This is a genomic window from Terriglobia bacterium (assembly GCA_020072785.1).
Lineage (GTDB): Bacteria > Acidobacteriota > Terriglobia > Acidiferrales > UBA7541 > Acidiferrum.
Map to the genome: position 1 here is coordinate 191263 of JAIQGG010000006.1, position 14483 is coordinate 205745.

Consider the following 14483-nt stretch of genomic DNA (forward strand, 5'->3'; position numbering starts at 1 on the left):
TCAGGGCACCATTCCCACGGCCGGTTTCAGCAGCGGCCAGAAAATCGCCAGAATCACCACGATCGCACCGATCACCACCCACACGGCGTAGCTCCGCGTGTTCCCGGACTGCACGCGGCGCAGGCGGTCGCCGAGGGCGGTGGCGCCCTGGGCCACGCCGTTGACCGCGCCGTCGATGCCCGCGGCATCCACGCTCCGCCACAGGACATTGTCGGAGATCCAGGCGAGCGGGCCGACGATCAGCGCGGCGTAGATTTCGTCCACGTAATATTTGTTGAGCAGCGTCGTGTAGACGCCCTGGAAGGAATTGGCCAGGCGCTCGGCCGTGCCGGGCTTGCGGATGTACATCCAGAAGGCGACCAGGAAGCCGGCCAGCGCCGTGAACACGGCGACCCCGGCCATGGTCAGTTCGAGCGAGCGCCCCGCGGCCTCCGCCGCCGGCCCCGCGGCTTCCGCAGCGGCCTCCGCGCCTCCGGCGCCGAAGACCGGGGCGAGGAACGCCGCGAAGTGATCCGGACCGCCCCAGAAGGCCGGCGCGGCCATCCAGCCGCCCGCAATCGAGAGCACGGCGAGAATCACCAGCGGCACCAGTATGCTCTTCGGCGATTCGTGCACGTGCACGTGATGCTCGTCGAAGCGCGGCTGGCCGTGAAAGGTCAGGAAAATCAGCCGGAACATGTAGAACGCGGTCAGCAGGGCGCTGAACAGGCCGGCGGCGTACAGGATATGCCCGCCCGTTTCGCTCTGGAAGGCGCTGAACAGGATGGCGTCCTTGCTGAAAAAGCCGGCAAAGAGCGGCGCGCCGGCGATGGCCAGCGTGCCCATGAGCATGGTCAGGTAGGTCCAGCGAATCTTGCCGCTGAGGCCGCCCATGCGGCGCATGTCCTGCTCCCCGCCCATGGCGTGGATGACGCTGCCCGCGGCCAGGAAGAGCAGGGCCTTGAAGAAGGCGTGGGTCATCAGGTGGAAGATGCCCGCGGAAAACGCGCCCACGCCGCAAGCCAGGAACATGTAGCCGAGCTGGCTGACCGTCGAGTAGGCCAGCACTTTCTTGATGTCCGTCTGCACCAGGCCGATGGTGGCGGCGAAGAGAGCCGTGGCGGCGCCGGTGATGGCCACGACCAGCATGGCCGTGGGAGCGTGGGTGAAGAGCACGTGCGAGCGCGCCACGACGTAGACGCCCGCGGTGACCATGGTCGCGGCGTGAATCAGCGCGCTGACCGGCGTGGGGCCTTCCATGGCGTCCGGCAGCCAGACGTACAGCGGAATCTGCGCCGATTTTCCGGTGGCGCCCATGAACAGCAGCAGGCAGGCCGCGGTCACGACGCCCACCTGACCCAGCGCGTCCGCCTGCAGCGGCGCGGCCTTGGCGAACAGCGGCACGAAATCCAGCGTGCCGAAGGTGCGGTAGAGCAGGAACATCCCGAGCATGAAGCCGAAATCGCCGATGCGGTTGACGATGAACGCTTTCTTTCCGGCGTCGGAGGCCGACTTCTTCAGGAAGTAGAAGCCGATGAGCAGGTAGCTCGACAGGCCCACGCCCTCCCAGCCCACGAAGAGCACCACGTAATTCGCGCCCAGCACCAGAATCAGCATGAAGAACATGAACAGATTCAGGTAGGAGAAGAAGCGGTAGTAGCCGCCCTCGTGCGCCATGTAGCCCATCGAATAGATGTGGATGAGCCAGCCGACCCCGGTGACCACCATAAGCATCACGATCGTGAGCTGGTCCACCTGCAGGTCGAAGCCGGCGCGGAAATTTCCGGCCGTGATCCAGGTGAAGTACTGCTGCACCCAGGGAATCTGGTCGGGACGAAGCTGCAGGAATTCGCGCACGCACTCCAGCGCGGCCAGGAACGACAGCCCGGTGGAACCGACGGCGACGGCGCTGACGGTCTTGTTCGGCCATTTCGCGCCCAAAAGGCCATTGATGGCCGCACCCAGCAGCGGCAGCAGCGGAATGATCCACAGATGAGTGAGTATGGGCATCAGAATTTCAACAGGTTCACGCGCTCGACGTTCAGCGACTGCCGGTTCCGCGCGATCAGAATAACAATCCCCAGTCCGACAGCGGCTTCCGCCGCCGCGACCACGATCACAAACAGCACGAACACCTGCCCGTCCAGCTTGCCTAGGGCCTGGCTGAAGGCCACGAAGGCCAGGTTGACGGCGTTGAGCATCAGCTCGATGGACATGAAAATGGTGATGATGTTGCGTTTGAAGACAAAGGCCACGACGCCCAATCCGAACAGGATTGCGCTGAGAACCAGGTAGTAGTTCGTCGGCACCATGCTTATTTCTCCCGCTGGGCCAACACCAGCGCGCCCAGGATGGCCACTAGAATCAGGAACGACGTCAGCTCGAAGGGATAGACGAACTCGCGAAAGAGCAGGTTGGCCAGCGCCCGCGTGGAGGCGGCGCCCTGCGGAGCCGCGCCTGCGGCCGTCACCGGCGTGGACCGGGCCACGGCGGCGGCGAGAAAGCCGGCCAGGGCCACGGCCAGGGGGATGCCCGCCGTGCCCGCGAGGCGCGACACGTTCGTGCGCTCTTCCTCGCCGGCGTTGAGCAGCATGATCACGAAGACGAAGAGCACCATGATCGCGCCGGCGTAGACGATGATCTGCACCGCGGCCACGAACTCCGCGCCGAGCAGCAGGTACAGCCCGGCCAGCGCGACCATCACCACGATCAGCGCCAGCGCGCTGCGGATCGGATGCCGCGCTACGACCAGGCTCAGGGCTCCGCCCACGGCCAGCGCGGCCAGCACGAAGAAGAGGATCAGTTGCGGGGTCATCGTGGGCACGCTTCCCGGGAAATCGCGCGGGGCCTCACTGTCCACCCCACTTCAGAATGGCCAGGCTGGTGAGCACCACGTTGGCGATGGAAACCGGCAGCAGCAGCTTCCAGCCGAAACTCATGAGCTGGTCGTAACGCAGACGCGGCAGCGTGGCCCGCGCCCACACGTAAATGAACAGGAAGACGAAAATCTTGGAGAGAAACCAGAACGGCCCCTGGATGTACGAGGTCACGGGCGGCACCAGGGCGAAGAGCGCCCCCAGTCCGCAGAACGCCGCGCCCACGCCGGGCAGCACGAGCTTCCCGAAGATCGTCTCGTAGCGGATGCCGTCCCAGATGACGAACAGCCCGAAGCCCGCCAGCAGCACGCTGGGCAGGAAATGCGTCCAGGCCCAGGCCGGCGTGGAAGGGAAGGGCGAGATCCAGCCGCCGAAGAACAGGATGGTGGCCAGGCAGGAGACCGCGATCATGTTCGCGTATTCGCCCATGAAGAACATGGCGAACTTGAAGCTGGCGTATTCGGTGTGGAAGCCGGCGACCAGTTCGGATTCCGCTTCGGCCAGGTCGAATGGGGCGCGGTTGGTCTCCGCGACGGCGGCGATGAAGTAGCACAGGAAGCCGAGGATCTGCGGGGCCGGCCCGGCCAGGATGTTCCAGCGCGGCAGAATTCCCCACAGCATGCGGCCCTCCTGCGCGGTGATGATGTCGCGCAGGCTGAAGCTGCCGGCCAGCAGCAGCACGCCGACCACGGACAGCGTCAGCGCCAGCTCGTAGCTGATCATCTGCGCCGAGCTGCGCAGGCCGCCGAGCAGCGAGTACTTGCTGTTGGAGGCCCAGCCGCCCAGAGCGATGCCGTATACGCCGAGGGCGGTGATGGCGAAGAGCACCAGCAGGCCGATGTTGAGGTCGGCGATGCCCAGGTGCGTCTCGTAGCCGAAGATGCGGATGGGCTCCGGCCCGAAGGGAATGACCGCCAGCGTGGTCAGTCCCAGGGCCAGCGTGAGCGCGGGCGCGAGGAAGTACACCAGCCGATCCACGCCCGCGGGCGTGGGGTCTTCCTTGAAAAGAAACTTGAGGCCATCGGCCGCGGGCTGCAGCAGGCCGTGCGGCCCGACGCGGTACGGTCCCCAGCGCGACTGCATGTGCGCGATCATCTTGCGCTCGAACCAGGTGAGATAAGCGAGCACGGTCAGGACGATGAAGAGCAGCAAGCCGCTCTTGACGAGGGTGGTGATCAGGAACGCATGTTGGAGGAAGAGTTCTTTCACGGCTTGGCTTCGTTCTCCGGGAGTGCATCCATCAAAGTGCAATAGCGCCCCAGCGTGCCGCTGGTGAACAGCGTGTCCCGCGCCGAGAAGATCAGGCCCGCGGGCACGTCGTACGGGGCGTGGCCGTTGCGCGGCACCGCGATGCGCGCGGGCTCGGCGCCGCCGGTGAGCAACCCGGCCTGCGCCACGTCGTAGCCCTCGACCGCCTTGCCAATCTCTTCGAACACGGCTTCCGGCGTGCGGTAGTGGAAGGCCTTGCCCGCTCCCAGCTTTTCCATCTGGTGGGAGAGAATGCGCAGCAGGTCGAAATCGCTGCGCGGGCCCATCACTTCCGCTCCCTTGTGCAGGAGCTGGATCTCGCCGGCGGTGTTCGTCACCGAGCCGTCCTTTTCATAGGCGGACGCGGCGGGGAAGACGATGTCGGCCTGCTGCGCAGTTTCCGTCAGAAACAGTTCGTGCACGATGAGCAGCTCGAGATTGCCGCGGCCGCCGTCGCGCTTGCCAAAGTGCTTCAGCGGGTTGGCCCCGACCACGTACAGGGCCTTGAGCTTCCCGGCTTGCGCGGCCTCCACCATCTTCGATGCGCTCAGCCCGGCCCGGGCCGGAAGCGGGCTGCCCCAAAGCTTTTCGAAGGCATTGCGCGCATGGGCATCCTCCACGCTGGCGTAGCCCGGCAGACGGTCGGGGAGCAGGCCGAGGTCCGCGGCGCCGCGCGAATTCGCGTAATCGCCGAGGGCCATGTAGCGCACGCGGCCGGAAAGTTTTGAGCCGAAAGCGACGAGCTCGGCGATGGCCGCTCCGGTAATTTCCGCGCCGAAGACGATGGCCAGATCCGTTTCGGTCTCGAGCTGGGCCTTGAGCGCGGTGAGCTCGCTCACCAGTTCCGGCGTGAGCGCTTCCTTGCCCTGCGCCAGCCAGCGTACCGCGGCGGCTTCCTGCCCCGCGCCCAGCCGGAGGTACTGATTGGCTTTGCGGCGGAGCTTGATCTCGCCGGCGTTCAGGATGTAAAGCCGCGCGCCGTTGTGCCGGATGGCGGAGCGGATCTGCCAGGCCACCAGCGGATTCTGCTGCGTGGGGTCGTTGCCGATGAGCAGGACGGCCGTAGCTTGCTCGAGATCGCCCATGCCCAGCTGTTTTTCCGCGGCGTTTTCGCCGAGCGCGGCGTGCAGCCCGGCGTAGTCGGCGGTGCGGTGGTGGTCCATGTTGTTGGTGCCGAAGGTGGCGCGCGCCAGGCGCTGCAGCAGGTAGTTCTCTTCGTTGGAGGTGCGGTTGGAGCCGATGACTCCGATGGCATCCCCGCCTGAAGCGTCCAGCACCTGCTTCAGCCGCGTGGCCGCCGCCTCCGCGGCCTCTTCCCAGGAGACCGGGTAGAGCCTGCCGTCCTTGCGCAGCAGCGGCTGGCGGATGCGCTCGGGGTGCTTGGTGAAGTCGAAGCCGAAGCGGCCCTTCACGCACAGAAATTCCTTGTTGATGCCGGAGAGGTCGCGGTTGTTGGAGCGCAGGATCTCGTGATTGCGCACGCTCAGCGTCGTTTTGCAGCCGTTCGAGCAGTGCGTGCACACGGTGGAGACGTACTGCATCTCCCACGGCCGCGTCTTGTAGCGGTACGTGCCGCTGGTAAGCGCGCCGACCGGGCAGATGTCGATGCACATGCCGCACTCTTCGCACTCCAGATGATCGCCGGCGTTGGGGATGATCACGCTGTTCACGCCGCGCAGGCCCACGCCCAGCGCCTTCACGTCCATGCCCTCATCGCACACGCGCACGCAGCGGAAGCACAGGATGCACCGCGGCGCGTCGTAATAGACCAGCTCCGACCACTTCTCCTCTGGGCGGTGAACCTTCTCCTCGATGAAACGGCTGGAGTCCGCTCCGTAACGGAAAACCATGTCCTGCAGTTCGCACTCCCCGCCCTTGTCGCACACCGGGCAGTCCAGCGGGTGGTTGGTCAGCAGGAATTCCAGCATGGCCTTGCGCGCCTGGCGCACCTGCTCGGAGTCCGTGCGCACCACCATGCCTTCGGCCGCCACCAGCGTGCACGCCGTGGCCAGCTTGGGCGCCTTTTCCACTTCCACCAGGCACATGCGGCAGGCCGCTTGCAGCGACAGGCCGGGGTAGTAGCAGAACGACGGAACCTCCGTCCCGATGCGCCGCGCCGCTTCGATCACCAGCGTCCCCGGCGCGACCTGCACTTCCCGGTCGTTGATCTTCATCGTCACTAGCTTCTGGTCGGCCATGGTTCCTACCGCGCCCCGACAATGGATTCGGCCTGCTTGTAGGCGCAGCGGCCGTTCAGATGTTCTTCGAATTCGTGGCGCCACTTGGTGATGATGCTGATCGTGGGCATGGCCGCCGCGTCGCCGAGCGGGCAGAACGTCTTTCCCAGCATTTTTTTGGCGAGCTCCCCGACCATGTCGATGTCCTCGGGGCGTCCCGCGCCGGCGTGGAAGCGCTCCAGCATCTTGCGCAGCCAGCTCGTGCCTTCGCGGCAAGGGATGCACCAGCCGCAGGATTCGTGTGCATAAAACTGCATGATGCGCCGCGCCAGGTCCACCATGCAGGTGGTTTCGTCCGCCACCACCATGCCCCCGGAGCCCAGCATGGAGCCGGCCTTGGCCAGCGAATCGTAGTCCATGGGAATGTCGATCTCGTCGGGCTTCAGCGCCGGGCAGGAACTGCCGCCGGGAATGACCGCCTTCAGCTTCCTGCCGCCGGGGATGCCTCCGGCCACTTCTTCGATGAAGCGCTTCATGTTGAAGCTGAGTGGCACTTCGTAGATGCCGGGCTTGTTCACATGCCCCGAGACGCAGACCAGGCGCGTCCCGCCGTTTTTCGGCGTGCCGCGGCTGGCATACGCTTCGCCGCCCTCGCGCAGAATGGCCGGGACACTGCTCAGCGTTTCCACGTTGTTGATGATTGTCGGGCAGCCGTAGAGGCCCACCACCGCCGGGAAAGGCGGCTTGATGCGCGGGTAGCCGCGCTTGCCTTCCAGCGATTCCATCAGCGCGGACTCTTCCCCGCACTCGTACGCGCCCGCCCCGGTGTGGATCAGCAGGTCGAAGTCGAAGCCCGAGCCGAGAATGTTCTTGCCCAGATAGCCCCGCGCATAGGCCTCTTCGATGGCGCTGTCCACGATGTCCAGCACGTAGCGATATTCCCCGCGGATATAGATGAAGCCGTGGTGCGCGCCGATGGCCCGCCCCGCGATGACGATGCCCTCGATCAGCTGGTGCGGGTCCATCTCCATCAGCGGCCGGTCCTTGCAGGTGCCCGGCTCGCTCTCGTCGGCGTTGCAGATCACGTATCTCGCCTTCGGGGAATCCTTGGGCACGAAGCTCCACTTCATTCCCGCGGAGAAACCCGCGCCGCCCCGCCCGCGCAGGTTGGACTTCTTCACTTCCTCGATGATGCTTTCCGGCGTCATCTGCTTCAGCGCTTTTTCCAGCGCCTGATAGCCTTCGTGCTGCAGGTAGACGTCGATGCTCTGCGAATTGGGAATCCCCCAGCGCTTGCTGATCAGCGGAGTTTCCAGCGGGTGCCGCGGGTGCAGCGCGCCGCTGATGACCCGCACGGGAGCGGGCTTGCGGCCCGCGTCCAGGTCCTCGATAATGCGGTCGAATTTATTGGGAGTCACCTCTTCGTAATAATCGTAGTTCACCTGCATGGCCGGCGCCCCGGTGCAGGCCCCCAGGCACTCGACCTCTTCCAGCGAGAAGACGCCGTCCTTGGTCGTTTCCTTGTGCCCGATCTCCAGCCGGCGCTTGGCGCGCTCGAGAATTTCGTTGCCGCCGCGCAGCATGCAGGCGATGTTGGTGCAGACCTGCACGTGGTGCTTGCCCGCGGGCTTGCGCCGCAGCATCGAGTAATACGCCAGGGTCTCTTCCACCTGCACGGTGTTCAGCCCCAGCCGTCCGGCGATCTCCACGACCATCTCGTCGGTGACGTAGCCGTACTCGTCCTGCGCGTAGATGAGCATGGGGATCAGCGCGGAGCGCTTCACCGGGTAGCGGTTCTCAAGGGTCTCGAACTTCTTCGCGAGCTGGGGCGAAAGTTGCATGATGTTTTTACAGTCCAGTTCTTCCGCGGCCTTTTCGGCCGAATCTCTTCTGCGGCCTTACCGGTCGACTTCGCCCAGCACGATATCGATCGTGCCGATGCACGCCACGACGTCCGCGATCAGCCGCCCTTCCGCCAGTTTCGGCAGAGCCTGCAGGTTCACGAACGACGGAGTGCGGAAATGCACGCGCAGCGGCTTGGGCGAGCCGTCGCTGGCCACAAAGACGCCCAGTTCGCCGCGCGGCGACTCGATCGTCACATAGGCCTCGCCGGGCGCCGGCGAAAAGCCCTCGGTGAAAATCTTGAAGTGGTAGATGAGCGCTTCCATCTCCGTCTTCATCTTCTCGCGCGGCGGCGGCACGATGCCCGGCGCGTCCGTCTTGATGGGGCCCTCGGCCGGAATTTTGGCCATGGCCTGGCGGATGATCTTGACGCTCTCGCGCATCTCCGCGACCCGCACCAGGTAGCGCGCGTAGCAGTCGGACTCCGTGCGCAGCGGCACGCTGAATTCGAATTCCTCGTAGCTCGAATAGGGAAAGAGCTTGCGGTTGTCGTAGGGGAGGCCCGCGGCGCGCAGCGTCGGCCCGGTCATGCTCAGGGCCACGGCGTCTTCCGCGCTGATGCAGCCGATGCCCTGCGTGCGCGAGAGCCAGATACGGTTGCGCGTGAGCAGGTCTTCGTATTCGTCGATGCGTCCCGGCATCATGTTCACGAAGCGCTCGACGGCCTTCAGCCAGCCCGGGGGCGGCTCCAGGGACAGGCCCCCGATGCGGAAGTAGCTGGTCATCATCCGCTGGCCCGCCACCATCTCGAAAATCTTGAGGATATCTTCGCGCTCGCGGAAGCAGTACAGGAAGACGGACATCGCGCCGAGGTCAATGGCGTGCGTCCCCAGCCACACCAGGTGCGAGGCGATGCGCGTCATCTCCGTCAGCAGCACGCGGATGTACTGCGCGCGCTTCGGCACTTCGAGGCCCAGCAGTTTTTCCACGGCCAGGCAGTAGCCCAGATTGTTGGAGAGCGGCGCGAGGTAATCGATACGATCCGTCAGGGTAATCGCCTGCGAGTAGGTCTTGGCCTCGCAGGTTTTTTCGATGCCGGTGTGCAGGTAGCCCAGGTCCGGCACGGCCTTGACCACGGTTTCGCCGTCCAGCTCCAGCAGCACGCGCAGCACCCCGTGCGTGGACGGATGCTGCGGCCCCATGTTCAGGACCATGGTCTGTGCGGCGCCGGTGGCGGTCTGTACCGTTGTCATCCTCGGGGTCCTTTTGCCATCCTTCTCAGCGGAATCCTTCCACCGGGAAATCTTTGCGCAGCGGGTGGCCTTCCCAGTCGTCGGGGAGGAGAATGCGGCGCAGGTCGGGGTGCCCGTGAAAGTGCACGCCGAAGAGATCGAAAACTTCGCGTTCCATCCAGTTGGCGCCGGGCCATACGGAGGTCACGGAATCGGCCGCGGGATTGTCGCCGGGGACGCGCACGCGCAGGCGGACCTTGTCGCGCCGGGAAATGGAGGTCAAATGATAGTTGAGTTCGAAGCGCGGCTCGACGGGAAAGCGGTCCACGCAGGTCATGTCGGAAAGCAGGTTGAACTGCAGCTCGGCGTTATCGCGCAGGCACTCGGCGGCGGCACGGAGCAGTTCGCGGGGAACGACGATAGTGGTTTCACCGTGGTATTCGACGACCGACTCGACCGCCCGGGGATTCCATCCGCGCAGCCGCTCGGTTACAACATTAGCGTTTGCTTCCGTATTCTCCATCGCGTATATGTTCCCGGGGAGCCGGCTAGCGGTTCCAGTCGAGAGCGCCCTTTTTCCAGAGATAGAGGTAACCGACCAGCAGGATGGCGATATACAGCACCATCTCCACGAAGCCGAACCACTTCAATTCTCGAAAAATGTAAGCCCAGGGGTACAGAAAGATGGCTTCCACGTCGAACAGGATAAAGACCATCGCCACCAGATAAAATTTGACCGAGAACGGCTCGCGGGCGTCGCCCGTCGGCTCCATTCCGCACTCGTAAGGGAGCTGCTTGGCCCGGCTGGGCCGCCGCCAGCCCACCAGCACGGACAAGCTGACCAGGACGCCGGCGAGCAGAAAGGCCAGGGTAAGGAACAGTAGGAGTGGCGCGTACGCTTGCAGGTTCGGAGCGTTCATGGCGAAGAGGTATAATAACGTCTGACCGCCAAGTGGTCAAATGCACCGTGCGGTCAGAGGGGTTCTGGCGCCGCGTTGGGGCGCGCAAGTGAAGATGGCCTTCGGACATAACAGCAACGCCGTCTTCGACGGCACCACCTACCACGTGCAGACGGAATCGCGCGGTGTCGAGCATCCCATCATTGATAGCATGGTCTATTTCAAGGGCCGCGTTATGCACCGCCGCAAGAACGGCTATGAGGACCTGCTGCCGCTCACCCCGGAGCACGAGGCGGTCCTGCAGCAGCGCGTGGACGCGCAGCATCTGGCGATTGTGGAAGAGATCCGTTCCGGCGCGCTGAAACTCGATCCCGGGACAGCGGCGGCGCCCAAACCTGCGCCCGCTCCCCCCGCGGCTCCTGAGCCGCAGGAGCTGCACCTCGAAGTGCTCAATCCGCGCAACTGGCTGGCCGGCGGGCGCGCCCATCTGAAGGTGCGAGTAAGCCTGCGGCCGTCGCAGACGGCCGTGGCGAGAGCGCGCGTCGCGGCGCAGATCGAAGGCGTGGTGACGCCGCTGGAATTTGTGGCCGAGACGGGGCCGGACGGAAACGCCACGCTGGATTTTCCCATGCCGCGGCTGGGCGGCGGGGAAGCCGTGCTGGCGCTGCAGGCCACGCACGGCGGCGGCAGCGCGCACGTGCGCTTCCAGTTGCGCGCCAAGTCCAAGCCGCCCGCGGCGCAATGAGGAAGGGAAAAATGCCCACAGATCTTTCCATCACGGTGAACGGCGAAGAGCGCCAGGCGCAGCCCGGCGCCACGGTCGTGGACCTGCTGCGCGAACTGGGCCTGCAAGCCGGGCGCGTGGCCATCGAGCGCAACCGCGAAATCCTCCCGCGCGCGGAGTGGACCGGAACGCGCGTCGCGCCCGGCGACCGCTACGAAATCGTGCAGTTTGTCGGCGGCGGATAAACGAAACCTGGGGCGGCGGACCTGGCGGGCGCTCAGAGCCCTTCGAGCAGGTGGCCCATCTTGGCTTTTTTGGTTTTCAGGTAGCCGCGGGAGACGTCGCAGACGCGGGGCTGGCAGGGGACGCGCTCGACGACGCGGATGCCGGCTTCCTCGAGTTGCTTCACTTTTTCCGGATTGTTGGAAAGCAGGCGGATCTTGCGGGCGCCGAGTTTTTTCAGGATTTCCGCGGAAAAGCGGTACTCGCGGACGTCGGCGGCGAAGCCCAGCGATTCGTTGGCTTCGACGGTATCCAGGCCGAGGTCCTGCAGTTCGTAGGCGCGCAGCTTGTTCATCAGGCCGATGCCGCGGCCTTCCTGGGGGAGATAGAGGAGCACGCCGCAGCGTGATTTGCCGATTTTTTCCAAAGAAAGTTCGAGCTGCGCGCGGCAATCGCAGCGCACCGAGGCCAGGACGTCTCCGGTGAGACACTGCGAATGCACGCGCACCAGCGGTGGCGCGCTTCCCCGCAGCGGACCGTGTACCAGGGCCACCGCCTCTTCCAGCGGGCCGCGTCCGGTGAAGCCGTAAATGGTGAAGCGGCCGTAGCGCGTGGGCAGGGCCGCGCGGGCCACCAGGCGCGGCGCCGTGTCCGTCTTTGCCGGCCTTTTCGGTCTTGATTTTGCGCGCATAAGAAACAACCAGTATAACAGGGTCGCGGAAACCCCCCAAAAAGCCGGCGGGGCGCAGGCCCAACCGGTGAGCGGCGCTTTACATCGCTGCGCGGATTGGCTAGCGTTAACGGGAGCCCGCGCCGCGGCCAACCATGGATACGCTATCCTCCATCAAAGAGCTGCTCTTCACCCTCCTGCTCAAGGTGGGCGTGGCTTCCTCGATCGCCGCGCTGCTGGCGCGCTGGACGATGTTCCGCAAGGTGCTTTTCACCGAAGAGCGCGATTCGGACCAGAAGCTCAAGCTGATGTTCTTCATGACCCCGCCGCTGCTCATCGGGGTGACGCTGCGGCTGTTCGGCCTGCCCTACCGCTTCGCCGATCTCACGCTGGAAGGCGCCTTCCTGCTGGGCCTGCTCGGCGGACGCGTGGTGGGGCCGATCGGAGGCGCGATCGTAGCCATTCCGGCGCTGGCGGCGCATGAATGGCTGGCCATGCCCATGGCCTCGGCTGCCGGACTGCTCGGCGGGCTGATCCGCCAGGCCATCCCCAACAAGGAAGACATCTGGAATTTCGGCCCGTTCACCTTTCTGAATATACCGCGGGCCACGGTGCGGCTGATGCGCCAGGCGACGATTTCCTGGGAGCTGCTGCCGCTGTTCACCTGCGTTTGGCTGGAGATCGGGCGCGTGGCGCTGGTGCGCGCCACCAAACCCACATGGCTCTTCGCCATCGACGCGCACCGCGAGTGGGGCATGGGGCTGGACGTGCTGGCCACGCTAATGGCCGTGGCCGTGCCGCTGAAGATCTGGAACAACACGCGCATCGAGATGAACCTGGAGCGGCACCAGCAGCTCCTGCTCAAAGCGCGCATGGACGCGCTGGCCAGCCAGATCAATCCGCATTTCCTCTTCAACACGCTGAACACGGTATCCGCGCTGATCCGCTTCGATCCGGACCGGGCGCGCGTGGTGGTGCTGAAGCTGAGCAATATCTTGCGGCGGCTGCTGCGCAAGCACGAGACATTCGTGCCGCTGCGCGAGGAGCTGCAGTTCATCGACGATTACCTGGATATCGAGGTGGCGCGCTTCGGGCGCGACAAGCTGGAAATCGTCAAGCAGATCGACGAGGAGACGCTGGAGGCCTTCGTGCCCAGCATGCTGCTGCAGCCCATCGTGGAAAACTGCCTGAAGCACGGGCTGGCGCCGAAAATCGACGGAGGGAAGATCCAATTGCGCACCACCACGCGCGAGGGGCGGCTGCACATCGAAATCGAGGACAACGGCGTGGGCATCTCGGAAGAGCGGATGTCCGGGGTGTACGGCGAGGGCATCGGGCTGAGCAACGTGCGCGAGCGCCTGCAGGTGCTCTACGGCGCGGATTTCCACCTGGAGATCCGGAGCCGCCCCGGCGAAGGCACGCTGATCCGCATTGACATCCCCGAAGTGGTCTCCCCGATGCCGACCGTCGGAAGGTAGACGGAACGCCGCGGGTTTCCCTGAAAAGAAAAGAGTTGCGGCATAGAGCCTTTTTCCATGAAAAAGATTTTGTTTAGAAAGACCAAGACTACCCCTACCCCCGGTGTTTTTCGTAAGAGCGGCAAACAATGGGGTTACGGGGCAGGGGTGTCTAAGAGCGGCAAACACAGGGCTTAAAGATGTGTGTTTGCATATTGATGCACAGAAGCGTGGATCAGTGGCCAAGAAAGAAGTTGGTGCGAGGGGCGAGCCAAAGAGCGTGTGATGGGAAGAGGGAAGCGCGGCCGCGCGCCCGAGGGGTGCGCGGGAGGGCGGAGGCGCCGAAAGCATGGAGCATGGTAGCTCGCAAGGTAACGACGTTCAATAATTTACTGAATAGTATTCGAATGGGCTGAGGAAAAGTGTTCGAATGCGGTGGTTGCGAATAGTTCTCGCGGCCTGCGGGGTGCTATTCCGATGGATTGGGGCGGGCTTCTTTGGCGAAGTCTCTGCGCGCGCCCGCGGCCACGAGCGCCAGCCAGCGCGGGTAGGCTTTCTTGAGATCGGCGAGGATGGCGTCGTACGGCACGTCGGGATAGTGACCACGCTGGCTGACGTACTCCATGTGGCGGCGGCCGCCGTCGGCGAACTCGTGGAAGAGCGAATCGTGGCGGCCATCGAACTCCAGGGGGCGCACACCGAAACGCCGGCAGAGGCTGAGGTTGAAGGCGGGCGTAGCCTTTACCCAGCGGCCCGCCAGATGCAGCTCGGTATAGCCGTGCCAGATGAAGAGGTCGCCGCCAAGCAACTCGAGGAGTTTCTTCGTGGACAGGTGGTTGCGCACGTCGGCATAGCCGACCCGCGCGGGGATGCCCAGAGAGCGGGCAGCCGCAGCCAGCAGGGCCGCCTTGGGAATGCAGAATCCGCGCTGGGCACGGAGGCAATCGCTGGCGCGGAAGTAAGAGCGCGCTTCGCCCGCGTAGTAGGGATCGTAGGGAATGGCGTCGCGGACCGCGTAATAGAGCTGTACGGCGCGGGCGACATCATCGGGGGCGCCAGCCGCGGTTTTCTGCGCGAAGTCCCGCACGCCGGGATCGCTGCTGTCGATAAATTCACCTGCTGCCAAGTACGGGGCGAGATTCATGACTCCTCCATAA

At 64.8% G+C, this 14483-nt stretch carries 14 protein-coding genes; 3 read left to right on the forward strand and 11 right to left on the reverse strand.

What is annotated here, in order from left to right; all coding sequences use genetic code 11:
* The 9 genes from nuoL to LAN61_14425 form a co-directional block, all read right to left on the reverse strand.
* Positions 1 to 1989, reverse strand: a complete 1989-nt coding sequence (nuoL, locus tag LAN61_14385; GenBank protein ID MBZ5541702.1) for an NADH-quinone oxidoreductase subunit L — start codon at positions 1987 to 1989, stop codon at positions 1 to 3.
* Positions 1989 to 2288, reverse strand: a complete 300-nt coding sequence (gene nuoK, locus LAN61_14390; protein MBZ5541703.1) for an NADH-quinone oxidoreductase subunit NuoK — start codon at positions 2286 to 2288, stop codon at positions 1989 to 1991. Before nuoK ends, nuoL begins: the two co-directional genes overlap by 1 nt.
* A gap of 5 nt (positions 2289 to 2293) precedes the next feature.
* Complete coding sequence (locus LAN61_14395; GenBank protein MBZ5541704.1) at positions 2294 to 2794, reverse strand: NADH-quinone oxidoreductase subunit J; 501 nt, start codon at positions 2792 to 2794, stop codon at positions 2294 to 2296.
* 34 nt (positions 2795 to 2828) lie between these two features.
* On the reverse strand, positions 2829 to 4064 hold the full coding sequence (locus LAN61_14400) for an NADH-quinone oxidoreductase subunit H (GenBank protein ID MBZ5541705.1): 1236 nt from the start codon (positions 4062 to 4064) through the stop codon (positions 2829 to 2831).
* Positions 4061 to 6301: an NADH-quinone oxidoreductase subunit NuoG gene (nuoG, locus tag LAN61_14405; GenBank protein ID MBZ5541706.1), complete on the reverse strand. Its 2241-nt coding sequence runs from the start codon at positions 6299 to 6301 to the stop codon at positions 4061 to 4063. Before nuoG ends, LAN61_14400 begins: the two co-directional genes overlap by 4 nt.
* A 5-nt stretch (positions 6302 to 6306) precedes the next feature.
* On the reverse strand, positions 6307 to 7728 hold the full coding sequence (nuoF, locus tag LAN61_14410) for an NADH-quinone oxidoreductase subunit NuoF (protein MBZ5541707.1): 1422 nt from the start codon (positions 7726 to 7728) through the stop codon (positions 6307 to 6309).
* Between the two features lie 450 nt (positions 7729 to 8178).
* Positions 8179 to 9375 (reverse strand): NADH dehydrogenase (quinone) subunit D, encoded by a 1197-nt coding sequence (gene nuoD, locus LAN61_14415; GenBank protein MBZ5541708.1) that lies wholly within the window; start codon positions 9373 to 9375, stop codon positions 8179 to 8181.
* A gap of 25 nt (positions 9376 to 9400) precedes the next feature.
* Entirely contained in the window at positions 9401 to 9877 is a 477-nt protein-coding gene (locus LAN61_14420) for an NADH-quinone oxidoreductase subunit C (protein ID MBZ5541709.1), read from the reverse strand.
* A 25-nt stretch (positions 9878 to 9902) separates the two neighbouring features.
* Positions 9903 to 10274, reverse strand: a complete 372-nt coding sequence (locus tag LAN61_14425; protein MBZ5541710.1) for an NADH-quinone oxidoreductase subunit A — start codon at positions 10272 to 10274, stop codon at positions 9903 to 9905.
* A gap of 94 nt (positions 10275 to 10368) precedes the next feature.
* On the opposite strand from LAN61_14425, the gene LAN61_14430 reads away from it, so the two are divergent.
* Together LAN61_14430 and thiS are read left to right on the forward strand one after the other, a co-directional pair.
* Complete coding sequence (locus LAN61_14430; GenBank protein MBZ5541711.1) at positions 10369 to 10998, forward strand: hypothetical protein; 630 nt, start codon at positions 10369 to 10371, stop codon at positions 10996 to 10998.
* 11 nt (positions 10999 to 11009) lie between these two features.
* Complete coding sequence (thiS, locus tag LAN61_14435; protein ID MBZ5541712.1) at positions 11010 to 11222, forward strand: sulfur carrier protein ThiS; 213 nt, start codon at positions 11010 to 11012, stop codon at positions 11220 to 11222.
* Between the two features lie 32 nt (positions 11223 to 11254).
* Here the strand turns inward: thiS and ribA are convergent, their stop codons facing one another.
* Positions 11255 to 11890, reverse strand: coding sequence for a GTP cyclohydrolase II (gene ribA, locus LAN61_14440; protein MBZ5541713.1), 636 nt, complete (start codon positions 11888 to 11890; stop codon positions 11255 to 11257).
* A gap of 134 nt (positions 11891 to 12024) precedes the next feature.
* Here ribA and LAN61_14445 point away from each other — a divergent pair, with 134 nt between their 5' ends.
* On the forward strand, positions 12025 to 13347 hold the full coding sequence (locus LAN61_14445) for a histidine kinase (GenBank protein ID MBZ5541714.1): 1323 nt from the start codon (positions 12025 to 12027) through the stop codon (positions 13345 to 13347).
* Positions 13348 to 13795: 448 nt separating this feature from the next.
* Here LAN61_14445 and LAN61_14450 read toward each other — a convergent pair whose 3' ends face one another.
* Positions 13796 to 14470, reverse strand: coding sequence for a transglutaminase-like domain-containing protein (locus tag LAN61_14450; protein MBZ5541715.1), 675 nt, complete (start codon positions 14468 to 14470; stop codon positions 13796 to 13798).
* Positions 14471 to 14483 lie beyond the last annotated feature (13 nt).